The organism is Streptomyces sp. NPDC018031 (assembly GCF_044327625.1).
Taxonomy (GTDB): Bacteria; Actinomycetota; Actinomycetes; order Streptomycetales; family Streptomycetaceae; genus Streptomyces.
The window spans coordinates 1-23,685 of the sequence record NZ_JBIRFT010000013.1; the positions used below are offsets into that span (position 1 = coordinate 1).

A 23,685-nucleotide genomic window follows, 5' to 3' on the forward strand; every position below is an offset into this window, starting at 1 on the left:
CGGTTACATTCCGAACCCGGAAGCTAAGCCTTTCAGCGCCGATGGTACTGCAGGGGGGACCCTGTGGGAGAGTAGGACGCCGCCGAACAATTTTTACAGGCCCCGGCCGGGACGGAAGTCCCGGCCGGGGCCTTTTTGTATGCCCGGGGGCCCTGTGCGCAGTACTCCGCGCTACCGGTAAAGTCAGGGAGCATCATCGGCACGTTCCACAGGAGGCCCCCGGGTGGAGGTCCAGGAGACGCGCGTCCAGACCGACCGCGTCCTCACCATCCCGAACATCCTCAGCATGGCCCGCCTGCTCGGCGTACCGCTTTTCCTGTGGCTGATTCTGCGGCCCGAGTTCGGCGGGCCGAAGAGTGACGGCTGGGCCCTGCTGGTGCTGGCGCTCAGCGGAGTCAGTGACTATCTGGACGGGAAGCTCGCCCGCCGCTGGAACCAGATCAGCAGCCTCGGGCGTATCCTCGACCCGGCCGCTGACCGGCTCTACATTCTGTCCACGCTGGTCGGACTGACCTGGCGCGAGATCCTGCCGCTCTGGATCACCGCGATCCTCCTCGCCCGTGAACTGGTGCTGCTCGTGATGGTGGGCATCCTGCGCCGGCACGGTTATCCGCCGCCGCAGGTCAACTTCCTCGGCAAGGCCGCCACGTTCAACCTCATGTACGCCTTCCCGTTGCTCCTGCTGAGTGATGGAAGCGGCTGGCTGCCCTCGCTCGCTGCTATTTTCGGATGGGCGTTCGCGGGATGGGGTACAACCCTGTACTGGTGGGCAGGAATCCTGTACGTGGTCCAGGTCCGTCGACTCGTCAAGGCGGACGCCACGGCCGACTGAGCGCGCCGAAACAGCGGCCCGAGCGGAGGACGGAACCCCTCGCGCTGCGAGGGGCACCCGGACGGGGGCAGTCGGCATGACCGTCGTCTTTTCGAGGAGGACGCTTCCGACATGAAGGCCGTCGTAATGGCTGGTGGCGAAGGAACCCGGCTTCGCCCCATGACCTCAAGCATGCCCAAGCCGCTTCTCCCGGTCGCCAACCGACCGATCATGGAGCACGTTCTCCGGCTTCTCAAACGGCATGGGCTGAGCGAGACCGTGGTGACCGTCCAGTTCCTCGCCTCGCTGGTGAAGAACTACTTCGGTGACGGCGAGGAACTCGGCATGGAGCTGTCCTACGCCAACGAGGAGAAGCCGCTCGGCACCGCGGGGAGCGTCAAGAACGCGGAAGAGGCACTCAAGGACGATGCCTTCCTGGTCATCTCCGGTGACGCTCTCACCGACTTCGACCTCACCGATCTGATCGCTTTCCACAAGGAGAAAGGCGCACTGGTCACCGTCTGCCTGACCCGTGTGCCCAATCCCCTTGAATTCGGTATCACCATTGTCGACGAAGAGGGCAAGGTCGAGCGCTTCCTGGAGAAGCCCACCTGGGGCCAGGTCTTTTCCGACACGGTCAACACGGGCATCTACGTGATGGAGCCCGAGGTCTTCAACTACGTCGAAGCGGATGTCCCCGTCGACTGGTCGGGTGACGTCTTCCCCCAGCTGATGAAGGAAGGCAAGCCCATCTACGGCTATGTGGCCGAGGGCTACTGGGAGGACGTCGGCACCCACGAGAGCTATGTGAAGGCCCAGGCCGACGTACTGGAGGGGAAGGTGGACGTCGAACTCGACGGCTTCGAGATCTCCCCGGGCGTATGGGTGGCGGAAGGTGCCGAGGTGCACCCCGACGCCGTGCTCCGCGGCCCGCTCTACATCGGCGACTACGCCAAGGTGGAAGCCGACGCCGAGATCCGGGAACACACCGTCGTCGGCTCCAACGTGGTCGTCAAGAGCGGTGCCTTCCTGCACAAGGCGGTGGTCCACGACAACGTCTACATCGGGCAGCAGAGCAACCTCCGCGGCTGCGTCATCGGCAAGAACACCGACATCATGCGCGCCGCCCGGATCGAGGACGGCGCGGTCATCGGTGACGAGTGCCTGGTTGGCGAGGAATCGATCGTCCAGGGCAATGTGCGCGTCTACCCGTTCAAGACGATCGAGGCCGGCGCGTTCGTCAACACCTCGGTGATCTGGGAGTCGCGGAGCCAGGCGCAGCTGTTCGGGGCCCGCGGCGTCTCCGGCATCCTCAACGTCGAGATCACCCCGGAACTCGCGGTGCGGATCGCCGGAGCGTACGCCACCACCCTCAAGAAGGGCTCGACCGTCACCACGGCCCGCGACCACTCCCGGGGCGCCCGGGCGCTCAAGCGGGCGGTGATCTCCGCCCTCCAGGCGAGCGCCATCGACGTGCGCGACCTGGAGAACGTGCCGCTGCCGGTCGCCCGCCAGCAGACCGCGCGGGGCAGCGCCGGCGGCATCATGATCCGTACCTCGCCGGGGGTACCCGACTCGGTCGACATCATGTTCTTCGACGAGCGGGGCGCGGACCTGTCCGGGGCGAGACAGCGGAAGCTGGACCGGGTGTACGCCCGCCAGGAGTACCGCCGGGCCTTCCCCGGCGAGATCGGCGACCTCACCTTCCCGGCCAGCGTCTTCGACTCGTACACCGGATCCCTGCTGCGGGCCGTGGACACCACCGGGGTCGCCGAGTCCGAGCTGAAGGTCGTGGTGGACGCCTCCAACGGCAGTGCCGGACTGGTGCTGCCCAGCCTGCTCGGCCGGCTCGGGGTGGACGCGCTGACCATCAACCCCGGCCTGGACGAGACCCGCCCGACCGAGACCGCGGAGGCCCGGCGATCCGGGCTGGTGCGGCTCGGGGAGATCGTCGCCTCCGCGCGCGCGGCGTTCGGCGTGCGGTTCGACCCGGTGGGCGAGCGGCTGTCCCTGGTGGACGAGAAGGGCCGCATCATCGAGGACGACCGCGCGCTGCTGGTGATGCTCGACCTGGTCGCCGCCGAGCGGCGCAGCGGCAAGGTGGGGTTGCCGGTGACCACCACCCGTATCGCCGAGCAGGTCGCGGCGTACCACGGCACCCAGGTGGAGTGGACCACGACCTCACCGGACGACCTGACCCGGGTGGGCCGCGGCGACACGACCATCTTCGGCGGCGACGGCCGGGGCGGCTTCATCATCCCCGAGTTCAGCAGCGTCTTCGACGGTGCCGCGGCCTTCGTGCGGCTGATCGGTCTGGTGGCGCGCACCCAGCTGACCCTGAGCCAGATCGACGCCCGGATCCCGCGCGCCCATGTGCTGCGCCGGGACCTGGCCACCCCCTGGGCGGTGAAGGGGCTGGTGATGCGCAGGGTCGTGGAGGCCGCGGGAGACCGGTCCGTGGACACCACCGACGGCGTGCGGGTGGTGGAGAGCGACGGCCGCTGGGTGATGGTGCTGCCCGACCCGGCCGAGGCCGTCACCCACCTGTGGGCCGAGGGCCCGGACGACGCGTCGGCCCAGGCCCTGCTCGACGAGTGGTCGGCGATCGTGGAGAGCGCGGGCCACTGACCCGCCGGTTCCGGCCGTCCGGTACGGCCGGGAGGCGGTGCCGCCGGGTGCCGACGCCCCTGTGGGGCGCCGGGCCCGGTGGCCCTTACCCGGCACGCCGGTGGGGCCATTGGGTGACGGCGCCCCCGACATGCGACGATGTGCGGCATGCCGCAGCAGCCCCCCGTTCGGAGCACCGCATCGCCGTCTCCGCGCCCGCGTCCCGACGCGTCGATGTCGCTGCTGACCAACGTGATGGACCACAGCCTCGACGACGGGTACGCCGAGGCGGCCGCGCGGCGCGGCACCGCCGGCCGGCAGGGCATGCCGCGCACCCTGCGGGCCAAGCTGGGGCTCGCCTTCGGCCTGGTGCTGGCGGCGGTGGTGGTCACCATCGGAGCGGTGGAGGCCCGGATATCGGCGCCCACGGTCGCCAAGGAGCGGGAAGAGCTCATCGACCGGGTGGAATCGGACACCGCCGAGGCCGACGCGCTCGAGGAGAGCGTGGACGTGCTGCGGGACCGGGTCGGCGAGATGCAGCGCGAGGCGCTGGAGAAGTACGGCGGTGAGCAGGCCGAGCTGGTGGCCCTGCTGGCCGGGGCGACGGAGGTCACCGGGCCCGGCGTGGAGCTGGTCGTGGACGACGCGGAAGAGGCCGGCACCGACGGTGGCGGCCCGCGCGAGAGCAACGGTTTCTCCGACACCGGCCGGGTACGCGACCGGGACATGCAGCGGATCGTCAACGGCCTGTGGGAGTCGGGCGCGGAGGCGATCGCGGTCAACGGGCAGCGACTGACCGCCTTGTCGGCGATCCGGGCGGCGGGTGACGCCATACTGGTCGACAACAAACCGCTGGTGCCGCCCTATACGGTGGTGGCGGTGGGGGACGGAGACCGGCTGCGCAGCGCCTTCTGGGAGAGCGCCGACGGCCAGTACCTGCGTGTGCTGCAGGAGAACTACGGCATTCAGGCGCGCATTTCCGTCAAGGACGAGGTCCGGCTGCCGGTCGCGCCGAGTCTCATCGTACGAACCGCAGAGCCGATCGACGGTGCCGCCGGGAAGAGCGGCTCGGACACAGGGAAGGGCACAGGCACATCGTGATCGCCGTATTGGGCCTCATCGTGGGAGTGGTGGTGGGCCTCGTCGTCCGCCCCGTGGTGCCGACGGAGATCGAGCCCTACCTGCCGATCGCCGTCGTCGCCGCGCTGGACGCGGTGTTCGGCGGGCTGCGGGCGATGCTGGACGGGATCTTCGACGACAAGGTCTTCGTGGTGTCGTTCCTGTCCAACGTGGTGGTCGCCGGCCTGATCGTCTTCCTCGGTGACAAGCTCGGCGTCGGCGCCCAGCTGTCCACCGGTGTCGTGGTGGTGCTCGGTATCCGGATCTTCTCCAACGCCGCCGCCATCCGCCGGCACGTGTTCCGGGCGTGAGGCCGATGAACAGCGACGACACCCCCGAGCGGGACGAGGAACCCGGCACCGAGGGCCCCCGCGAGCCCCAGCGGCCGCGGGAGCCCCAGCGGCCCGGGGAGCGGCCTGGGCCCGCCGGCCCGCCGCAGCGCCCCGGGGAGCCGCGGGAGCCCGGCCCGCCGCGGCCGGCCGGGAGCGCCCCGGAGCCACCGGCTCCGCAGGAGCCGCCGAACGGACTGCCGGGCGGCCGCCCGGACGGTCCCGGCCCGGCCGGCGAGGACCGGACCGCGGAGCCGGCCAGCGGGCGCAGGCGGCTCGTCGACGCCCTGTGGCCGCCGCGCCTGACGCGCGCCCAACTCATCGTGGCCGTGCTGCTGTTCGTGCTCGGCCTGGGCCTGGCGATTCAGGTACGGTCCACCAACGAGAACGATGTGCTGCGTGGCGCCCGGCAGGAGGACCTGGTGCGCATTCTCGACGAACTGGACAACCGCACCCAGCGGCTGGAGGACGAGAAGCGGCGGCTGGAGGGTCAGCGCACCGAGCTGGAGACCAGCTCGGACCAGGCCGAGGAGGCCCGGAAGCAGACGCTCCAGCGCGAGCAGCAGCTCGGCGTGCTCGCGGGGACCGTCGCGGCGCAGGGGCCGGGGATCCAGGTCACGATCCGCGACCCCCGGGACGCGGTGGAGGCCGACATGCTGCTGGACGCCATCCAGGAGCTGCGTGCGGCGGGTGCCGAGGCGATCCAGGTGAACGACGTACGGGTCGTCGCGGACACGTACTTCACGGACGCCGGGGACGGCGTGCGGATCGACGGACAGAAAGTCACGCAACCCTTCGTGTTCAAGGTGATCGGCAAACCGGAAGACCTGGAGCCGGCGCTGAACATCCCGGGCGGCGTGGTGCAGACTCTGAAGAAAGAGCAGGCCACAGTGGACATCCAGCGCTCGGAGAAGATCGTCGTGGACGCCTTGCGGCCGGTGAAGCGGCCTGACTACGCTCGGTCGTCGTCGCAGTGAGGCGGGGAGGCATGACGCGATCTCGGTCGGGACATGAGGTTGTGGGGGGTCGAAGCACCAGATCGGTGGTGCGTGGTGGAAACTGTCTGACGGTCACGGACGTTGTGAGGGTGTCCGGGTCGACCGGTGTGTGCATTCAGGGTTACGAGGGTTTGTCCTGCCCCACGGGCGGGTCTGTTTCGGTCAAGGGGAATCGCCCGTGAAGTTGTTCGGGAAGTTGTTCGGCAAGAGCGCACGACGCGACGGTGGCAGCGGTACCGGCCGCTACCGTGCCCCGATGGAGGGTGGCGGCGCCGATGAGGGACAGCGTCCGCTGTTCCGGGACCAGGTCCACGGCGGTGACGTCCCCGGCGGGCCGGGTGCAGCACCGGCCGGCCCCGCCGGGGCCGGCCGCATAGGTCCCCAGGACCCGGCGGCCGCCGGCGGTGGCTTCGGGCTGCCGGTCTGCCCCCGCTGCGGGCACCAGAACGCCGAGTCCAGCCGGTTCTGCTCCAACTGTGGCACGCCGCTGCGCGGCGGGGTCACTCCCGAGCGTGCCTCGGAGACGACCTCCACGATCTCCATCTCCGGCCTCGAGGCGTACGACTCCGAGGTGACCGGTCAGACCCAGCTGCCGTCGCTCTCCCCGGAGGCGCAGGCCGCGGTGGATGCGCTGCCGCTGGGCTCGGCCCTGCTGGTGGTGCGCCGCGGTCCCAACTCCGGAAGCCGCTTCCTGCTCGACAGCGAGCTGACCACGGCCGGCCGCCACCCGCAGAGCGACATCTTCCTGGACGACGTGACCGTCTCGCGGCGCCACGTGGAGTTCCGGCGCGGCCCGGACGGCCGGTTCACCGTCGCGGACGTCGGCAGCCTGAACGGGACCTACGTCAACCGGGAGCCGATCGACGCCGTTCAGCTGAACAACGGCGACGAGGTCCAGATCGGGAAGTACCGGATGGTCTTCTACGCCAGCCAGCGAGGCGTCGGTATCTGACCCCTTGAGGGGAAGGCTCCATGCTGCACACACCGTCGGGCGGCGCCGGTTCCGGCGCCGCCCCCTCGGGCCGCCGTCCGATGAGCATCGGTACGGTGCTCAATCTGCTGCGGGACGAGTTTCCCGAGGTCACCATCTCCAAGATCCGCTTCCTGGAGGCGGAGGGCCTGGTGGAGCCGGAGCGGACGCCCTCGGGGTACCGCAAATTCAGTGAGCAGGACGTGGAGCGCCTCGGCCACATCCTGCGGATGCAGCGCGACCACTATCTGCCGCTCAAGGTCATCCGGGAGCACCTGGACGCGCTGGAGCGCGGTGAGCGGGTGCAGCTGCCCCCCTCCGGCGCGGTGACCCCGGCCGTCCGGGAACTGTCCGACGGCGCCGAGATCGACCTGGAGCGGCCCAGGACGGCCCGGCTGGGCCGTGCCGAGTTCCTGGCGGCGGCCGAGGTCGGCGAGGAGGAGCTCGCGGAGTGGGAATCGTACGGCCTGCTCGGCCCGGCGGGCGACGGACGGTACGACGCCGAGACGGTGACCCTCGCGAGAATCGTCTGCGATCTCGGTCGCTTCGGACTTCAGTCACGTCATCTGCGGGCCGTGAAGGCCTCCGCGGAGCGCGAGGCGGGACTGGTCGAACAGGTGGTCGCACCTCTGCGCCGGCATCGGAATCCGCAGACCAGAGCACATGCGGAGGCCACCGCACGGGAGATCGCCATGCTCACCGTCCGGCTGCACGCGGCGCTGCTGGAGGCGGCGCTGAGCACCCGGCCGGACTGACCGAACGCGGGCCCGACTATCCAAACCGGCCGCGCACGTCCTAGGGTTGCTGTGTGAACGAGCTCGACGTGGTGGGTGTCCGGGTGGAAATGCCGTCCAACCAGCCGATCGTGCTCCTGCGTGAAGTGGGAGGCGACCGGTACCTCCCGATCTGGATCGGACCGGGTGAGGCGACCGCGATCGCCTTCGCCCAGCAGGGCATGACCCCCGCACGCCCCTTGACGCACGATCTTTTCAAGGACGTGCTGGAAGCCGTGGGCCAGCAGCTCACCGAGGTCCGGATCACGGACCTGCGGGAAGGTGTGTTCTACGCCGAGCTGGTGTTCGCCAGCGGTGTGGAGGTCAGCGCCCGGCCGTCCGACGCCATAGCGCTGGCGCTGCGCACCGGCACGCCGATCTACGGCAGTGACGGGGTGCTCGACGACGCGGGCATCGCGATCCCGGACGAGCAGGAGGACGAGGTGGAGAAGTTCCGCGAGTTCCTCGACCAGATCTCGCCCGAGGACTTCGGGTCCAGCAGCCAGTGAGCCGCCTCGGCGCCGCCCGCCGGAGTGCATTCGAGTAGCCTTTCCCGCGGCGGAGTCACGGGAAACCACCCTCAGGGTGATTATCACTCGGCGTGCCGAGTGTGGCGATCGTTGACGCACCCCGAGTGACTGCCTACCGTCGGGAGGGCAGGTCAAGGACGGAGGTCGGCGTGAGAAGCACCGGCGACGGCACGGCGGCCGGCGGTCCGTATCCGCTCCAGGGGGGATCACCGGCCGAACCGGCTCCCCGGCATCGGGTCTCGGCCCAGGCCGGGCCCCGACACGAGAGCACTCCCGAGGTCATCGGCTACCGCGGCCCCACCGCGTGCGCGGCCGCGGGCATCACCTACCGCCAGCTGGACTACTGGGCGCGCACCGGGCTGGTGGAGCCCAGCGTGCGGCCGGCCTACGGCTCCGGCACCCAGCGGCTGTACAGCTTCCGGGACGTGGTCGTCCTCAAGATCGTCAAGCGGCTGCTGGACACCGGGGTGTCGCTGCAGAACATCCGCACCGCGGTCCGCCATCTGCGCACCCGCGGCATGGACGACCTGGCCAGGATGACGCTCATGAGCGACGGCGCGTCCGTTTACGAATGCACTTCCCCCGACGAGGTCGTCGAGCTGCTCCAGGGCGGCCAGGGCGTCTTCGGCATCGCGGTCGGCGTGGTGTGGCGGGACGTGGAGGCCGCGCTGTCCCAGCTGCACGGCGAGCGCGTCGACACCGGCGAGACCCTGATCGGGCACAACCCCACCGACGAGCTGGCCCGGCGGCGGAACCGGGCGGGCTGAGCGGCGCCACCGGCCACCGTCGGCCCGATTGTCGGTGGCATGCGGCAGCATCGGAGCTGTGAGAGGTGCGCCGACGATCCTCCATCTGGACATGGACGCCTTCTTCGCCTCGGCGGAGCAGGCGGCCAAGCCCAGCCTGCGCGGGAAAGCCGTGGTCGTCGGCGGGCTGGGGCCGCGCGGTGTGGTCGCCACGGCCTCCTACGAGGCGCGGGTCTTCGGGGTGCGGTCGGCGATGGCCACGGCGCAGGCCCGCAGGCTGTGCCCCAACGCCGCGTATCTGACCCCCCGCTTCTCGCTGTACCGCCAGGTGAGCGAGACGGTCATGGAGCTGCTGGGGGCGCTGTCGCCGCTGGTGGAGCCGCTCAGCCTGGACGAGGCGTTCGTGGACCTGGAAGCCGGCGGCCTGGCCACCGGGACCGCGGAGGCCCGCGCGGTGGGGGAGCGGCTGCGTGCCGACATCGCCCGGGCGACCGGGCTGACCGGTTCGGTCGGGCTGGCCGGTTCGAAGATGCTCGCCAAGATCGCCTCCGAGCAGGCCAAGCCGGACGGCATGGTCGTCATCGAGCCGGGCACCGAACGGGAGCTGCTCGGCCCGATGACGGTGCGTACCCTCCCCGGAGTCGGCCCGGCGACCGCCGAGACGCTGCGCCGGGCGGGCATCCACACCGTCGCGGAGACCCGGGAGGCCGGGGAGGCCGAACTGGTGCGGCTGCTGGGCCGGGCGCACGGGACGTCGCTGTACGCGATGGCGAACGGGTGGGACGACCGGCCGGTGGTGGCGGAACGCGAGTCGAAGTCGGTCTCGGTGGAGGACACCTTCGACGAGGACCTCACCGACCGGACCCGGGTGCAGCTGGAGATCGCCCGGCTCGCCGAGCGGTGCGTGGAGCGGCTGCGCGGTGCCGGCCGCGCCGGCCGCACCGTGGTGATCAAGGTGCGGCGGTACGACTTCTCCACCCTCACCCGGTCCGAGACGCTGCGCGGCCCCACCGACGACCCGGCCGTGGTGCGGGAGGCCGCCGCCCGGCTCCTGGAGCAGGTGGACACCACCGAGGGGGTGCGGCTGCTGGGCGTCGGGGTCACCGGTCTCGCCGACTACACCCAGGAGGACCTCTTCGCGCAGGCGGCGCACGCCGCCGAAGCGGCCCTGGCGCGGCGGTCGGCCGCGGACGCCGTGGCCCGGGCGGCGGTGCCGGCCGCGTCCGGGGCGCATGGTCCGGGCGCCCCGGACGCCGCTCCCGGCAGCCCCGCCGTAGGCGGCTCTGAGGGGCCGCCGGCGAGCTCGGCGGCGGGCGGCGGGGCGCTGATACCCGCGGCGGTCGTGGCGGGCGCGCCAGGGGCCGTGGCGGCCCCCGGGCCGGACGAGGAGACCGCGCGGCCCAGACGCTGGCTGCCCGGAGCCGACGTGTGCCACGGCGAGTACGGGGCCGGGTGGGTGCAGGGCAGCGGGGTGGGGCGGGTCACCGTCCGGTTCGAGGACCCGTGGTCGGCGCCCGGCCGGGTACGGACCTTCGCCGTGGACGACCCGGCGCTGTGCCCCGTCGACCCGCCGTCGATCCTCACCCGGGACCGGCCCCCGGGGTGACCCGGCGGCGCCCGGGCGCTACCGGCGTGCGGGCGCTCCGCCCGCGCCCGGCGCGGGCGGCCGCCGTGGGCGCCTCAGCGGTTCACGTCCAGCCCGTAGTGGTGGTAGAGCTGCAGCTCCTGCTCGGGCGAGAGATGGCGGCCGACCCCGAAGTCCGGCGCGTCCTTGATCAGCCCGCGCTCGTAGGGCACCCGAAGGGTGTCGTCCACCACCTCGCTGGGGCCCAGCGGTACGAACACGTCCCGGCTGAACAGCCCGGTGCGCACCGCCGCCCACTCCGGTTCGCCCGTCGCGTCGTCGAGGTAGACCTCGTCCACCGTGCCCAGCCGGGCGCCCGCACGGTCGAAGGCCTTGCGCCCGATCAGTCGGCGCGGATCGATGTCGGCCTGCACGGACCCTCCACTCGCGAAAGACTCCCACCGGACTCGCAGAACAGTCTGCCGTGACACCTACGAAAAGCCACAACGCGGCAAAGGGCCACTTGAGAGCGGTAGTGACGGGTTCCCGGCCGGGTCCTGACGGCATCGGCGCTGGTAGGCTGGCCAATGGCTGCAGACCCCGTGCGGGAGAGTCTGCGGCGGCACCGCCGGTAACCACCGCGCTCGGCACGAGCGGGTGGGGCCCGGCAGGCCGCCGGAGACGCCGAAGGAGCAAATCCTCCCCGGAATCTCTCAGGCACACGTACCGTGCGGGCGAGGTCACTCTGGAAAGCAGGGTGGGCCACGGGCGAGCACACGCTCCGGAACCCCTCCTCACCGACGGTGAAAGTCGGCCCGTGCGGCCGGCGAAGCTCTCAGGTTGAGATGACAGAGGGGGAGGCCGTCCGGGTACCAGCGCCGTGGTGCCCCTCGAAGGTCGCACAGACCAGGAGGCCTTTCGCAGATGACCGCCAACCGCATCTCCCTCGCAGCGCTGGAGCGCGGCACCCCGTTCGCCCGCCGCCACATCGGCCCCGACAGCGAGGCGCAGGCCAAGATGCTCGCCCAGGTGGGCTTCGGCTCCCTCGACGAGCTCACCCAGGTCGCCGTCCCCGACGTCATCAAGGGCACCGAGGCGCTCCGGCTGCCCGAGGCCCGTACCGAGGCCGAGGTGCTCGCCGAGCTGCGCGGCCTGGCCGGCCGCAACCAGGTGCTCTCCTCCATGATCGGCCTCGGGTACTACGGGACCCACACCCCGCCGGTCATCCTCCGCAACGTCATGGAGAATCCGGCCTGGTACACCGCCTACACGCCGTACCAGCCGGAGATCTCCCAGGGCCGGCTGGAGGCGCTGCTCAACTTCCAGACCGTCGTCGCCGACCTCACCGGCCTGCCGACCTCGGGCGCCTCGCTGCTGGACGAGGGCACCGCGGCCGCCGAGGCCATGGCGCTGTCCCGGCGGGTCGGCAAGGTCAGGGACGGGGTCTTCCTCATCGACGCCGACTGCCTGCCGCAGACCGTCGCGGTCATCCGGACCCGTGCCGAGCCGACCGGCGTCGAGGTCGTCGTCGCCGACCTGTCCGAGGGCATCCCGGCGGAGGTCGCCGAGCGCGGTGTGTTCGGCGTGCTGCTCCAGTACCCGGGCGCCTCCGGCTCCGTCCGCGACCCGCGGGCCGTCATCGAGCGCGCGCACGAGCTGGGTGCGGTCGTCACGGTCGCCGCCGATCTGCTCGCCCTCACCCTGCTGACCTCGCCCGGCGAACTGGGCGCCGACATCGCGGTCGGCTCCTCCCAGCGCTTCGGCGTGCCGATGGGCTTCGGCGGCCCGCACGCCGGTTTCATGGCGGTGCGCGAGGCGTACGCCCGCAACCTGCCCGGCCGGCTCGTCGGCGTCTCGCTGGACGCCGACGGCGACAAGGCGTACCGGCTGGCGCTGCAGACCCGTGAGCAGCACATCCGCCGGGAGAAGGCCACCAGCAACATCTGCACCGCCCAGGTGCTGCTCGCGGTGATGGCCGGGATGTACGCCGTGTACCACGGCGCCGAGGGCCTGGCGGGCATCGCCCGCCGCACCCACCGCTACGCCGCCGTACTCGCCGCCGGGCTGCGCGCCGGCGGTGTCGAGGTGGTGACGGACGCGTTCTTCGACACGGTCACCGCCCGGGTGCCGGGCCGGGCCGCCGAGGTGGTGGCCGCCGCCCGGGAGGCCGGGGTCAACCTTCGGCTCACCGACGCCGACCACGTCGGCATCGCCTGTGACGAGACCACCGGCCGCACCGAGCTCGGCGCGGTCTGGGCGGCGTTCGGCGTGGCCGAGGGGCTGCCGGGCGTCGACGAGCTGGACGCGGCCACCGACGACACGCTGCCGGCCGGGCTGCTGCGCGGCGACGCCTACCTCACCCACCCGGTCTTCCACGAGCACCGTTCGGAGACCGCGATGCTGCGCTACCTGCGCCGGCTCGCCGACCGGGACTACGCACTGGACCGGGGCATGATCCCGCTGGGCTCGTGCACCATGAAGCTCAACGCGACCACTGAGATGGAGCCGGTCACCTGGCCGGAGTTCGGCGGGCTGCACCCGTTCGCGCCGGCCGACCAGGCCGCGGGCTACCTCACGCTGATCGAGGAGCTGGCGGAGCGGCTGGCCGAGGTGACCGGCTACGACAAGGTCTCGCTGCAGCCCAACGCCGGTTCGCAGGGCGAGCTCGCGGGACTGCTGGCGGTCCGCGCCTACCACCGGGCCAACGGTGACGAGCAGCGCACCGTCTGCCTCATCCCGTCCTCGGCGCACGGCACCAACGCGGCGAGCGCGGTGATGGCCGGGATGAAGGTCGTGGTGGTCCGGACCGGCGAGGACGGCGAGGTGGACACCGCCGACCTGCACGCCAAGATCGACAAGCACCGGGACGAACTCGCCGTGCTGATGGTCACCTACCCGTCGACGCACGGCGTGTTCGAGGAGCACATCACCGAGATCTGCGCGGCCGTGCACGACGCCGGCGGTCAGGTGTACGTGGACGGAGCCAACCTCAACGCACTGGTCGGGCTGGCCGGACCGGGCAAGTTCGGCGGCGACGTCTCCCACCTGAACCTGCACAAGACGTTCTGCATCCCGCACGGCGGCGGTGGCCCGGGCGTCGGCCCGGTGGCGGTCCGCGCGCACCTCGCCCCGTACCTGCCCAACCACCCGCTGCAGGCCGCCGCGGGCCCGGAGACGGGCGTCGGCCCGATCTCCGCCGCCCCGTGGGGTTCGGCCGGCATCCTGCCGATCTCCTGGGCGTACGTCCGGCTGATGGGCGGGGAGGGGCTCAAGCAGGCCACGCAGGTCGCGGTGCTCAGCGCGAACTACATCGCCAAGCGTCTGGAGCCGCACTACCCGGTGCTCTACACCGGCCCCGGCGGCCTGGTGGCGCACGAGTGCATCATCGATCTGCGGCCGCTGACCAAGGCCACCGGCGTCACGGTCGACGATGTGGCCAAGCGCCTCATCGACTACGGCTTCCACGCGCCGACCATGTCCTTCCCGGTCGCCGGAACGCTGATGATCGAGCCCACCGAGAGCGAGGACCTCGCCGAGCTGGACCGGTTCTGCGCGACGATGATCGCCATCCGGGAGGAGATCGAGAAGGTCGGCTCGGGGGAGTGGGACAAGGACGACAACCCGCTGCGGAACGCGCCGCACACCGCGGCCACGCTGGCCGGCGACTGGGACCACGGGTACACCCGCGAGGAGGCGGTCTTCCCGGCCGGGGTCTCGACCGCCGACAAGTACTGGCCGCCGGTGCGCCGGATCGACGGCGCGTTCGGTGACCGGAACCTGGTCTGCTCCTGCCCGCCGCTGGAGGAGTACGACGGCTGACGGATGCCCGGTGCCCGTTCCTGGGCGGGCACCGGGCACCGGCCGCGTTCCGCGGTCATGAGCGAGGGCCGGTCCGGCGGGTGCGCCGGGCCGGCCCGGTGTCGTTCGGGTGTCCTCCCGGCCCGGGCGCGCCCCGCCGCGGTGTCCGCGGTTCCGCGTGCCGGCCCGGAGTCCGTCGCGCGGCTACGCGGCGGTCGCCACCTGCCGGGCCCCCAGCGGCCGGTGCGGGGCGATGACCTGTCCGTCCGGCAGCAGTTCGCCGGTGTCCTCGAAGAGCAGGACGCCGTTGCACAGCAGGCTCCAGCCCTGCTCGGGGTAGTACGCCACGACGTGCGCGGCTTCCCGGCCCGCGGATTCGGCGGACGGGCACGGCGGCTGGTGCTGGCACATGGAAGGGTTCTTTCGCTGCGGTGCGGTGACTGTGCTGCGGCTCGATGCGGCGTTCATGGCCGCCCCCCGTTATCCGTTGTCGGTCGGCGTGTTGGTCCCAGTGTTGCCCTGCGGCCGGAAATCCGCAGGGATTTCCCGGCAGTGCTCCTCGTGAGGAGAGGACGCATCACCCGTGCGGGCGGTTCAGTGGACCCGCACGGTCACTTCGGGTGGTTCTGCATGGTCCGGTCGGACTAGCTCGTTCGGAGGGGCGCGCGCGGGCGCGGCCGCGCCCCGCGGTCCGGTGGGACCACGGGGCGCCGGCGGGCCGCGCCGCGTCCGGTGGCCGGTGCCGGAGGCACGGCGGGGCCGGGGCGCGCGGCGGCGGGTGCGTCAGGCGGGCGAGCCCAGCAGCGGGCCGGAGAGTTGACGGGGCGTCAGCCGCACCCGGAGGACCGGGAGGAGGTCGGCGGCCCGGTACGGACGGTACGCCGCGATGCCCGGCGGCGCGGGCGCGAGCGGTACCAGCAGGTCACCCGCGGCCGGGCCGCCGGTGGCGGGGTCGGCGGTGGTGTCCCCGTGCAGCCACAGGGTGAGCATGTAGAGCTCGGGCACCGACAGCAGCCGCGGCTGGTAGGCCGTGGGCAGCGATTCGGCCTGGGTCAGGGCCTGTTCGGTGGACTTCACGTACGGGCCCTCGCTGAACCGGGAGAACGCCCAGCCGTCCGCGGTGACCCGGGCCTCGGCCACCGCGACCGAGCGGCCGCCGCAGCGGATCAGGAACCGCCAGCCGGCCAGCCGGCTCAGCGGCGCGGCGGCCGGCTGGCCGATCCCGCCCAGGATGTGGACGGGGAGCGGCGCTTCGGCGGTGAACGGCCCCGGCAGCACGCGGAGCGCGGGGGTGCGGTCCTCACGCACGGCGGTCGGGGAGCCCAGGGCGGTGAGGACGCTGCGCAGTGCGGGCGCGGGGGCCGGGGGAACAAGCAGCGGCATGATGGGTCGCCTCTCACTTGGAGACACGGTGGTGCGGGGCTGGTCGGGTGCGGACGGCACCGACGGTGCGAGGTCAGAGGTGGGCCGGGCGGAAGACTGCCGGGAGTCGACTCTCTGCCTCATCGGCGAGTTTATACGACAAATGTTCCAGCGGTGTTTCCGCTAACCGTTTCGCAGGTTACCCGCAAGGGTTTTTCCGGACGGGGCGGGCGAGGGGTTTTGGACAAATCTGCGCCTTGTGCCCGCGGGTCGCCTCGCCGTTTGTCACCGGCGCGGTAGGCCGGTTTCGATCGGTGATTTCCACCAGAACATATACGGCCTTTCGGGGCGATATGCCGTGCGAGTGCCGTACCCCGCCGGTGCCGCTGCGCAGAGCCTACCGGGCGATCGCGGCGCGTGTGGCGTTATCGATCACATCGCCTGGGCATCATCGACCGGGATCCCGCGGCCGGGGGCCGTGGGTCGGCCGACTTCGAGGAGGACGCGTCGATGGGCGAGAAGGTCGTGGCCAACGGGTTCGACCTGTCCGACCGGCAGCGGCAGCGCAGGAAACTCCGCGAGTGCCTGGAGGGGCTGTCGAGACTCCTGGACGAGAAGCGGTTCGACCGCCCGAAGAACCTCATGGGGCTGGAGATCGAGCTGAATCTGGCGGGGCCAGACGGGATGCCGAGAATGATGAACGCGCAAGTTCTCGAGCGAATCGCCAGCCATGATTTCCAGACCGAACTCGGACAGTTCAACCTCGAAGTCAACATTGTGCCGCACCGGCTGACCGGAAGGGTTCTCGACCAACTCGCGGAAGAACTGCGCACCGGTTTGGCATATGCGGACCGCAAAGCCCGCGAGGAGTCCTCGCAGATCGTGATGATCGGCATTCTGCCGACCCTGGACGCCGAAGTACTCGGCTCCGCCCACCTTTCCGGCGACGACCGCTACGCCCTGCTCAACGAGCGGATGCTGGCCGCCCGTGGCGAGGACTTCGCGATCGACGTCACGGGCGTGGAGCACTTCGCCTTCTCCGCCGCCTCCATCGCGCCGGAGTCCGCCTGTACCTCGGTACAGCTCCACCTCCAGGTGACCCCGGGCCGGTTCGCCGCGGTCTGGAACGCCGCCCAGGCGGTGACCGCCGCGCAGATCGCGGTGGGCGCCAACTCCCCGTTCCTCTTCGGCCACGAGGTGTGGCGCGAGTCCCGTCCGCCGCTGTTCCTGCAGTCCACCGACGTGCGCCAGCCCGAGCTGGTGGCCCAGGGGGTCCGCCCCCGCACCTGGTTCGGCGAACGCTGGATCAGCGATCCGCGGGAGCTGTTCGAGGAGAACCTGCGCTACTTCCCGCCGCTGCTCGCCTCCGACCAGGAGGAGGAGCCGCTGCGGGTGCTGGACGAGGGCGGGGTGCCCGCCCTGCACGAACTCGTCCTCCACAACGGCACCATCTACCGCTGGAACCGGCCGGTCTACGCGGTCAGCGACGGCGTACCGCACCTGCGGGTGGAGAACCGGGTGCTACCGGCCGGGCCCACCGTCACCGACGTGGTCGCCAACACCGCCTTCTACTACGGGCTGGTCCGGGCCCTCGCCGACGATCCCCGACCGATCTGGACCCGGCTGCCGTTCAGCGCCGCCGCGGCCAACTTCGAAGCCGCCTGCCGCCACGGCATCGACGCCGTGCTCCAGTGGCCGCGGCCGGGCCGCTCGCCCTCCCTCACCCGGATCCCGGCGGTACGGCTGGTGCGGGACGAACTGCTGCCGCTCGCCGCCGCGGGGCTGGACGCCTGGGGCGTGGAGCCGGCCGACCGCGACCGCTACCTCGGGGTGATCGAGGAGCGCTGCCGCAAGCGGGTCAACGGCGCCTCCTGGCAGGTGGCGACGTACCGCCGGGCGATGGCGGCCGGACTGGACCGGGAGGCCGCCCTCGCCGCCACCACCCGCCGCTACTGCGCGCTGATGCGGACCGGCGAGCCGGTACACGCCTGGCCCGTCACCCGCCCCGAGTGATCCGCGCCCGGTGATCCGCTGGTGCGGTCCGCGCCCAGCGATTCGCCGCCGGTGGCCCGCCGGTGTGGTCCGCGCCCGGTGATCCGCCGCCGGTGGTCCGCCCAGTGATCCGCGCCGGGCGGGTCCGGCCGCCGCCGGGTCCCGGTGCGGTGCCCGGCCGCCGGCGCGGCACCGCGCCCGGTCGCCGGGGCCGGACCCGGGCCCCCCTTCCTTCGTGCCGCGCCGGGCCGTGGGGCAAGCTAGGACCCCCCCTGGGGCACCCCCGGCGGGTCCGGGGACGGAACGGCGAACGTGGTGGAGGCAGGAGTGCAGGCACAGGCGCGCGACGCGGTGGTCCCCGCCCCGGGGGGCGAGGACCGGCACCGCCGGATCCTCCGCAGCGAACTGGTGCTGGTCCTGGCGCTCTCGGTCGGGGCGAGCGCGGTGGGCGCGCTGATCAGCTTCCTCGGCTCGGTGACCGAGCCCGGGGGCCTGGAGGACCAGGCGGCCACCCTCAACTCCTCCGAGGCGCCCGGGCGCCCCTGGCTGGACCTGGCCTGGCAGCTGTTCGGCATCACCACGGCCCTGGTGCCGGTGGCGCTGGTGGCGCATCTGCTGATGCGGGAGGGCGCCGGACTCCGGTCCATCGGCTTCGACCTGCGCCGCCCCCGCTTCGACCTGGCCTGGGGCACCGTGATCGCGGCGGCCATCGGCGGCACCGGACTGCTGCTCTACCTCGGCGCCCGCGCGGCCGGCGGCAATCTGACCGTGGTGCCCGAGAACCTCCCGGACGTCTGGTGGAAGATCCCGGTGCTCATCGTCTCCGCGGTGCAGAACTCGGTACTGGAGGAGGTGATCGTCGTCGGGTACCTGCTGCGCAGGCTGGGCCAGTTGGGCTGGACCCCGGCCGCGGCCCTGGCGGCCAGTGCGGTGCTCCGCGGCTCGTACCACCTCTACCAGGGCATCGGCGGGTTCTTCGGCAACCTGGCGATGGGCGTGATCTTCGTCCTGCTGTACCGCCGATGGGGCAGGGTCGGGCCGCTGGTCGCCGCGCACGCGCTCATCGACATCGTGGCGTTCGTCGGGTACGCGCTGCTGGAGGGCCGGGTGGACTGGCTCCCCACGGCCTGAGCCGCCCCGGGCCGGACGGCCCGCCCGGCGCCGGCCGCCCCGGTGGTGCGTGCGCCCGGGCCCCCGGGCCGGCCGGACGGTGCGCCGGCTCCCGGGCCGCCCCGATGGTGCGTGCGTCCGCCCCGGGCGGGCCGCCTCAGACCAGCAGCTCGCCGTCGATCACCGTGACCGCCGAGCCGGTGAGCCGGGTGCGGTCACCGCGCAGCGCGACGCGCACCAGCCCGGTGCGCGCCGAGGCCTGCAGCCCGGTCAGCTCCTCGCCGCCCAGCCGGGGCGACCAGAACGGGGCGAGCGCGGTGTGCGCGCTGCCGGTGACCGGGTCCTCGTCGATGCCCACCGCGGGGCAGAAGACGCGGGAGACGAAGTCGTAGCCGCGGCCCGGGCCCTGCGCCGCCGCGGTGACGATGACGCCCGGGTGGTCGAGGGCGGCCAGTCGGGCGAAGTCCGGCCGCAGGGAGCGCACGGCGGCCTCGTCGGCGAGTTCCACCAGCAGGTCACCGACGTTCGGTCCGGTGTCGTGGGCCCCCAGGACCCGGGCGCCGAGGGCGGCGGCGACCCGCTCGTCCGCCCGGACGGGGGTCAGCGGGGCGGTGGGGAAGTCCAGCGTGATGGAGCCGTCCGGACCCGGGGCCGCGGCGAGCACCCCGCTGCGGGTGGCGAACTGGACGGTGTCCCGGGCGGCTCCGGTCCCGCGCAGCACGTGTGCGGTGGCGAGGGTGGCGTGGCCGCACATGGCGACCTCGGTGGTCGGGGTGAGCCAGCGCAGCGCCCAGTCGGCCGGGCCGCCACCGGGCAGCGGGTGGGCGAAGGCCGTCTCGGAGAGGTTCACCTCGGCGGCGACCCGCTGGAGCCACCGGTCGCCGGGGAAGCGGTCCGCGTCCAGCAGGACGACGCCGGCCGGATTGCCGGCGAAGGGGCGGTCGGTGAAGGCGTCGACGATTCGGATCCGCATGCGGGGACGCTAGCGGGCCGCGCGGCGCGGCGGACAAGGCCAATCCGCGTTCAGTGGCCCGGGCCGGGCGCGGGTTCCCGCTCCGGCGGGCCGGGCCCGCGGCCTCCGGGCGGCGCTTCGGAGGGGGCCGGTTCCCGCTCCACCGGCCGGGCCGCCGTCCCCGGTGACGCCGGGGAGGCGGACGCGCCGGCTGCGCCGCGACGAGCCGCCGGGCCGGACGCCGGAGGTGCGCCCGGGGAGCCGGTCACGCCCGCTGCCCGGGTCGGCGGCCGGTTCGCGCGGCCCGGTCCGGCCGCCCACCGGGGTGGGGTCCGGTCTCCTCCGTGAGGATGAGACCGGGATCCTCTGTGAGCACCATGGCGCGCGGTGCATATGCGTCCCGGAGGGGATGCCTCAGGCACCATCGGACTGATGGGGTGGGAGGGTGCAAACTTCACCTCCTCCCGCCGGTCCGGACGGTTCCGGAGGGGACGGCCGGCTCAGCGAGGAGCTGGTGTCGGTGATCGCCGACGCCCGCAGGCGGGCCCGGCGGGGCGGGGACCGGCAGATCGACACGGCGCATCTGCTGCACGGCCTGCTGGAGTCCGACCCCGCGGTGCGGGAGGTGTTCGACGGCGGACCGGCCGGGGCGGCGCGGCTGCTGGGGTACCTGGTGCAGCGCGCCATCGGGTACGGCCTGCGGTGGAGCGGGCGGGTGGAGGACTCCGGCGCGCTGCCGCGGGTGCGGGCCGGGGGCCGTGCGGGCGGGCCCGGCGGTCCGGGGTACGGGGGCGTGGCGGCCGGCTGGTCGCCGGCCGCGGCGGCGGCCCTGGGCCGGGCGCTGGCCGGCGCCCGGTCCCGCGGCGCGGCGTGCGCCGAGGGGCTCGACCTGCTGATCGCGATCGCCGGGGACGCGGACTGCCGGGCGGTCGAGGTGATCCGCCGGGCGGGGGTGGACCCGGCGCGGCTGGTCGCGACCGCGCACCGACCCGAGTGCCAGCAGTCAACGGGATGACGGTCCTGACCGGAGCTGGCATGATGTGCCGATGCAAGCGTCTCAGGGGAGGAGTGTCGGCCTGGGGCTCGCCCTGGCGTCGGCGCTCGCGTTCGGTGGATCGGGTGTCGCGGCCAAGCCGTTGATCGAGGCTGGGCTGGAGCCGCTCCATGTGACCTGGCTGCGGGCCGCCTTCGCGGCGGTCGTCATGCTGCCGGTCGCCTGGCGGCACCGCGCCCTGGTCCGCCGCCGGCCGGCGCTGCTGGCCGGGTTCGGCCTGCTGGCCGTGGCCGGTGTGCAGGCGTGCTACTTCGCGGCCATCTCCAGGGTCCCGGTCGGGGTCGCGCTGCTCGTCGAGTACCTCGCCCCCGCTCTGGTGCTGGCCTGGGTGCGCTTCGTACAGCGCCGCCGGGTCAGCCGGGCGGCGGCGGTCGGCGTGGTGCTGGCGGCCGGCGGTCTCGCCTGTGTGGTGGAGATCTGGTCCGGGCTCGGCTTCGACGCGCTCGGCCTGCTGCTCGCCCTGGGCGCGGCCTGCTGCCAGGTGGGCTACTTCGTCCTGTCCGACCACGGCGGCGACGGCGACGACGCGGCCGATCCGCTGGGTGTGATCGCCTACGGGCTGCTCGTCGGGGCGGTCGCGCTGACCGCCGTGGCACGTCCTTGGAACCTGGACTGGTCGGTGCTGGCGGGCCGCGCCGACATGGACGGGGTGCGGATTCCGTCCGTGCTGCTGCTCGCCTGGCTGGTCCTGGTCGCGACCGTGGTCGCCTATCTCACCGGGGTGCTGGCGGTGCGACGGCTCTCGCCGCCGGTGGCGGGTGTGGTCGCCTGCCTGGAAGCCGTCGTCGCCACCGTGCTGGCCTGGGTCCTGCTGGGCGAGCACCTGGGCGCGGTGCAGGTCGCCGGAGGCGCGCTGGTGCTGGCCGGGGCGTTCATCGCGCAGACCTCGACGCCCAAGGCGGAGGACGCCGCACCGGTGATCGGCCCGGTCGACCCGGTCGGCCACGGTCCGTACGGCACCGGGCCGGCCGCGACGAGCGGCACCGCGGACCGGTCCGCGGCGGCACCGGAGTCGGCCCGCCCCTGACGGGCTTCCGGCGCCGCCGCGCCGCCGGCCCGGGGCGGGACGGCCTCCCGCCCGGCGGCGCCGGCAAGGCCTGCCGGACTTGCCGGCGCCGCCGGTGCAGTAGGGTGATCGACATGCCGATGACCGTTCTTCCGCCTCCCGCCGTCTGACGCGGGCAGCTCCCGTCCTCGCCCCGGCGTGCCACGCCCGGCGGCGGGACGCGCGGCGCGGACGACGTTCCGCGGACCGCTTCCGCGGCGATCGCTTCGCCCTCCTGCCCGCACACGGATGACGCGAACCCTCACCTGTCTTCCGCGGGAGAACTCCTCGTGCTCGACTCACTCACCCCCGCCCTGCCCGTGGGCCGGGGGCTGCTCTACGTCACCGTCGCCGCCGTCGCCTGGGGCACCGCCGGGGCCGCCGCCGCGCTGCTGTACGGCGACAGCGGACTCGGCCCCGTCGCGCTGACCTTCTGGCGCACCCTCGGCGGGCTGCTCCTGCTGCTCGCCGCGTGGCCGCTGCGCCGCCGTCCGATCCGCGACCGCCCGCGACCCGGCGAGCCGCCGCGCCGCCGGGCCGTGCGGATACTCGTCACCGGCCTGGGGCTGACCGTCTTCCAGACCGCCTACTTCGGCGCGGTCCAGGAAACCGGGCTGGCGGTGGCGACGGTGGTGACCCTCGGGGCCGCGCCGGTCATGGTCGCGCTGTGCGGCCGGCTGCTGCTGGGCGAACGGCTCGGCGCGGGCGGCGCGATCGCGGTGGCCGGCGCGCTCACCGGCCTGGTGGTCCTGGTGTCCGGCAGCGACGGCACCGGCACGGTACGCCCGGCGGGCGTCGCGCTCGCCCTGCTGGCCGCCGCCGGGTACTCGACCGTCACCGTCCACACCCGTCACCTGGGCAGCTCCGGGGCGGGCCGGGACCCGTACACGACGACCATGACGTCCTTCGCGGTGGGCGCGGTGTGCCTGCTGCCGTTCGCCGCCTGGGAGGGGCTGTGGCCGCAGGGCCACGACCTGGCCCGCACCCTGGGGCTCATGGTCTACATCGCCGCGGTGCCCACCGCGCTGGCGTACGGCCTGTACTTCGCGGGGCTCGCGGCGGTGCGCGGCACCACCGCCACGGTGATCACGCTCATCGAACCGGTGACCGCCGCGGTCATCGCGGTGTCGCTGCTGGACGAGCGGCTCTCGGCCGCCACCGTGCTCGGCACCGCGGTGCTGCTGGCGGCGGTCGGAGCGCTGGCCGTGACCGAGGCGCGGGCGGCCGCCGCGCCGGCCGGCTGACGCGTCAGGAGCCGGTCCAGGCCCCCCGCCGCTGCCGGTGGGCCAGGGCCTCGGCGTCGCCGGGCGCGCCCCGCCCGGCGAGCCCGGCGCTGGTCCGCCGGCGTACCGGTTCCGGTTTGTGCCCGGCGTACTTGAACTTGGCGCGCACTTCGGTGACCTCCAGCCGGAGTCCCCGGATGCCGCCGAGCATCCGGCCGTACGGTGCCTCGCCGGGAGCCACCCGGGCGTGGTCACCGGCCGGCTGGAAATGGGCGAGCTGGCGGTGGAGGAGCGCGGCCAGCTCCTCGGGGGCGTCCACCACATGGGCGACGCAGGACAGCTGGACCGCGGTGTAGAAGCTGGTCGGCACGCCGTGCTCGGGCGGCACGCCGTCCGGCGCCTGCCAGGGCCCGGGGACGAAGGCGTAGTCGTCGACCACGCTCAGCAGCACCCGGGTATCCGCTTCCAGCGCCCGCCACAGCGGGTTCGGGCGGGCGAGGTGGGTGACCGCCTCCCCGCGCCCCGGGTCGTACGCGAAGTGGGCCGGCTGGACGAGGGGCGCCTCGCCGGGCGGTCCGTTGACGGCCAGCTGCCCGAAGTCGTGCCGGGACAGCCAGTCCTGCCATTCGGCCTCGTCCCGGGCGGCGTCCCAGGGGTGGATGAGCATGGTGGATCCCTCTCGCTGCTTTCCGCGTTCCGTCC

The 23,685-nt window shown here is 73.0% G+C and carries 21 protein-coding genes, 1 rRNA gene and 1 riboswitch; of the genes, 17 read left to right on the forward strand and 5 right to left on the reverse strand.

Annotation, left to right across the window (positions count from 1 at the left end; translation table 11 throughout):
* The 11 genes from rrf to ACH4B3_RS24815 all read left to right on the forward strand — a co-directional run.
* Positions 1-88, forward strand: a 5S ribosomal RNA gene (gene rrf / locus ACH4B3_RS24765); the annotation flags it as partial.
* Positions 89-223: 135 nt separating this feature from the next.
* Entirely contained in the window at positions 224-832 is a 609-nt protein-coding gene (locus ACH4B3_RS24770; protein WP_398466158.1) for a CDP-alcohol phosphatidyltransferase family protein, read from the forward strand.
* 111 nt (positions 833-943) lie between these two features.
* Complete coding sequence (locus ACH4B3_RS24775; RefSeq protein ID WP_398466160.1) at positions 944-3,439, forward strand: sugar phosphate nucleotidyltransferase; 2,496 nt, start codon at positions 944-946, stop codon at positions 3,437-3,439.
* Positions 3,440-3,586: 147 nt separating this feature from the next.
* A complete protein-coding gene (locus tag ACH4B3_RS24780; RefSeq protein ID WP_398466162.1) occupies positions 3,587-4,519 on the forward strand; it encodes a DUF881 domain-containing protein in 933 nt (310 codons plus the stop codon).
* The gene (locus tag ACH4B3_RS24785; RefSeq protein ID WP_398466164.1) at positions 4,516-4,848 is read left to right on the forward strand and encodes a small basic family protein; all 333 of its coding nucleotides are present in this window, start codon (positions 4,516-4,518) and stop codon (positions 4,846-4,848) included. The genes ACH4B3_RS24780 and ACH4B3_RS24785 overlap by 4 nt, the downstream gene beginning before the upstream one ends.
* Positions 4,849-4,853: 5 nt before the next feature.
* Positions 4,854-5,843: a DUF881 domain-containing protein gene (locus tag ACH4B3_RS24790; RefSeq protein ID WP_398466166.1), complete on the forward strand. Its 990-nt coding sequence runs from the start codon at positions 4,854-4,856 to the stop codon at positions 5,841-5,843.
* 61 nt (positions 5,844-5,904) lie between these two features.
* On the forward strand, positions 5,905-6,816 hold the full coding sequence (locus ACH4B3_RS24795; protein ID WP_398466465.1) for an FHA domain-containing protein: 912 nt from the start codon (positions 5,905-5,907) through the stop codon (positions 6,814-6,816).
* Positions 6,817-6,836: 20 nt separating this feature from the next.
* Positions 6,837-7,589, forward strand: a complete 753-nt coding sequence (locus ACH4B3_RS24800; protein ID WP_398466168.1) for a MerR family transcriptional regulator — start codon at positions 6,837-6,839, stop codon at positions 7,587-7,589.
* Positions 7,590-7,642: 53 nt separating this feature from the next.
* Positions 7,643-8,116, forward strand: coding sequence for a bifunctional nuclease family protein (locus tag ACH4B3_RS24805; RefSeq protein ID WP_398466170.1), 474 nt, complete (start codon positions 7,643-7,645; stop codon positions 8,114-8,116).
* A 170-nt stretch (positions 8,117-8,286) separates the two neighbouring features.
* On the forward strand, positions 8,287-8,904 hold the full coding sequence (locus ACH4B3_RS24810) for a MerR family transcriptional regulator (protein ID WP_398466172.1): 618 nt from the start codon (positions 8,287-8,289) through the stop codon (positions 8,902-8,904).
* Positions 8,905-8,962: 58 nt separating this feature from the next.
* Complete coding sequence (locus ACH4B3_RS24815; protein ID WP_398466174.1) at positions 8,963-10,489, forward strand: DNA polymerase IV; 1,527 nt, start codon at positions 8,963-8,965, stop codon at positions 10,487-10,489.
* Between the two features lie 74 nt (positions 10,490-10,563).
* Here ACH4B3_RS24815 and ACH4B3_RS24820 read toward each other — a convergent pair whose 3' ends face one another.
* Positions 10,564-10,881, reverse strand: coding sequence for a PRC-barrel domain-containing protein (locus ACH4B3_RS24820; protein ID WP_398466176.1), 318 nt, complete (start codon positions 10,879-10,881; stop codon positions 10,564-10,566).
* A 301-nt stretch (positions 10,882-11,182) separates the two neighbouring features.
* Positions 11,183-11,309: riboswitch (glycine riboswitch) on the forward strand.
* Positions 11,310-11,371: 62 nt separating this feature from the next.
* Here ACH4B3_RS24820 and gcvP point away from each other — a divergent pair.
* Positions 11,372-14,266: an aminomethyl-transferring glycine dehydrogenase gene (gcvP, locus tag ACH4B3_RS24825; protein ID WP_398466178.1), complete on the forward strand. Its 2,895-nt coding sequence runs from the start codon at positions 11,372-11,374 to the stop codon at positions 14,264-14,266.
* 183 nt (positions 14,267-14,449) lie between these two features.
* Here the strand turns inward: gcvP and ACH4B3_RS24830 are convergent, their stop codons facing one another.
* Both ACH4B3_RS24830 and ACH4B3_RS24835 read right to left on the reverse strand, forming a co-directional pair.
* On the reverse strand, positions 14,450-14,656 hold the full coding sequence (locus ACH4B3_RS24830) for a DUF5999 family protein (RefSeq protein WP_398466180.1): 207 nt from the start codon (positions 14,654-14,656) through the stop codon (positions 14,450-14,452).
* 372 nt (positions 14,657-15,028) lie between these two features.
* Positions 15,029-15,628 carry a hypothetical protein gene (locus ACH4B3_RS24835; RefSeq protein ID WP_398466181.1) on the reverse strand — a complete coding sequence of 200 codons (600 nt, stop codon included), beginning with the start codon at positions 15,626-15,628 and terminating at the stop codon, positions 15,029-15,031.
* 489 nt (positions 15,629-16,117) lie between these two features.
* On the opposite strand from ACH4B3_RS24835, the gene ACH4B3_RS24840 reads away from it, so the two are divergent.
* Both ACH4B3_RS24840 and ACH4B3_RS24845 read left to right on the forward strand, forming a co-directional pair.
* Positions 16,118-17,620: a glutamate--cysteine ligase gene (locus tag ACH4B3_RS24840; protein ID WP_398466183.1), complete on the forward strand. Its 1,503-nt coding sequence runs from the start codon at positions 16,118-16,120 to the stop codon at positions 17,618-17,620.
* A 306-nt stretch (positions 17,621-17,926) separates the two neighbouring features.
* Positions 17,927-18,730, forward strand: a complete 804-nt coding sequence (locus ACH4B3_RS24845; RefSeq protein ID WP_398466467.1) for a CPBP family intramembrane glutamic endopeptidase — start codon at positions 17,927-17,929, stop codon at positions 18,728-18,730.
* Between the two features lie 136 nt (positions 18,731-18,866).
* On the opposite strand, the gene ACH4B3_RS24850 is transcribed toward ACH4B3_RS24845, so the two are convergent.
* A complete protein-coding gene (locus tag ACH4B3_RS24850) occupies positions 18,867-19,682 on the reverse strand; it encodes a PhzF family phenazine biosynthesis protein (protein WP_398466185.1) in 816 nt (271 codons plus the stop codon).
* A gap of 424 nt (positions 19,683-20,106) precedes the next feature.
* Here ACH4B3_RS24850 and ACH4B3_RS24855 point away from each other — a divergent pair, with 424 nt between their 5' ends.
* From ACH4B3_RS24855 to ACH4B3_RS24865, 3 genes are all read left to right on the forward strand, one after another.
* A complete protein-coding gene (locus ACH4B3_RS24855; RefSeq protein WP_398466187.1) occupies positions 20,107-20,676 on the forward strand; it encodes a Clp protease N-terminal domain-containing protein in 570 nt (189 codons plus the stop codon).
* Between the two features lie 31 nt (positions 20,677-20,707).
* Positions 20,708-21,742 carry an EamA family transporter gene (locus tag ACH4B3_RS24860; protein ID WP_398466189.1) on the forward strand — a complete coding sequence of 345 codons (1,035 nt, stop codon included), beginning with the start codon at positions 20,708-20,710 and terminating at the stop codon, positions 21,740-21,742.
* Positions 21,743-22,050: 308 nt separating this feature from the next.
* Positions 22,051-23,004, forward strand: coding sequence for a DMT family transporter (locus ACH4B3_RS24865; protein ID WP_398466191.1), 954 nt, complete (start codon positions 22,051-22,053; stop codon positions 23,002-23,004).
* Positions 23,005-23,008: 4 nt separating this feature from the next.
* Here the strand turns inward: ACH4B3_RS24865 and ACH4B3_RS24870 are convergent, their stop codons facing one another.
* Complete coding sequence (locus ACH4B3_RS24870) at positions 23,009-23,650, reverse strand: FMN-binding negative transcriptional regulator (RefSeq protein ID WP_398466193.1); 642 nt, start codon at positions 23,648-23,650, stop codon at positions 23,009-23,011.
* Positions 23,651-23,685 lie beyond the last annotated feature (35 nt).

What these genes read in the sequence shown, in the direction of transcription:
- ACH4B3_RS24860 (WP_398466189.1), top strand. Translation starts at nt 20,708, where the DNA reads ATGCAAGCGTCTCAGGGGAGGAGTGTCGGCCTGGGGCTCGCCCTGGCG.
- gcvP (WP_398466178.1), top strand. Translation starts at nt 11,372, where the DNA reads ATGACCGCCAACCGCATCTCCCTCGCAGCGCTGGAGCGCGGCACCCCG.
- ACH4B3_RS24840 (WP_398466183.1), top strand. Translation starts at nt 16,118, where the DNA reads ATGGGCGAGAAGGTCGTGGCCAACGGGTTCGACCTGTCCGACCGGCAG.
- ACH4B3_RS24835 (WP_398466181.1), bottom strand. Translation starts at nt 15,628, where the DNA reads ATGCCGCTGCTTGTTCCCCCGGCCCCCGCGCCCGCACTGCGCAGCGTC.
- ACH4B3_RS24830 (WP_398466180.1), bottom strand. Translation starts at nt 14,656, where the DNA reads ATGTGCCAGCACCAGCCGCCGTGCCCGTCCGCCGAATCCGCGGGCCGG.
- ACH4B3_RS24780 (WP_398466162.1), top strand. Translation starts at nt 3,587, where the DNA reads ATGCCGCAGCAGCCCCCCGTTCGGAGCACCGCATCGCCGTCTCCGCGC.
- ACH4B3_RS24850 (WP_398466185.1), bottom strand. Translation starts at nt 19,682, where the DNA reads ATGCGGATCCGAATCGTCGACGCCTTCACCGACCGCCCCTTCGCCGGC.
- ACH4B3_RS24800 (WP_398466168.1), top strand. Translation starts at nt 6,837, where the DNA reads ATGCTGCACACACCGTCGGGCGGCGCCGGTTCCGGCGCCGCCCCCTCG.
- ACH4B3_RS24790 (WP_398466166.1), top strand. Translation starts at nt 4,854, where the DNA reads ATGAACAGCGACGACACCCCCGAGCGGGACGAGGAACCCGGCACCGAG.
- ACH4B3_RS24775 (WP_398466160.1), top strand. Translation starts at nt 944, where the DNA reads ATGAAGGCCGTCGTAATGGCTGGTGGCGAAGGAACCCGGCTTCGCCCC.
- ACH4B3_RS24870 (WP_398466193.1), bottom strand. Translation starts at nt 23,650, where the DNA reads ATGCTCATCCACCCCTGGGACGCCGCCCGGGACGAGGCCGAATGGCAG.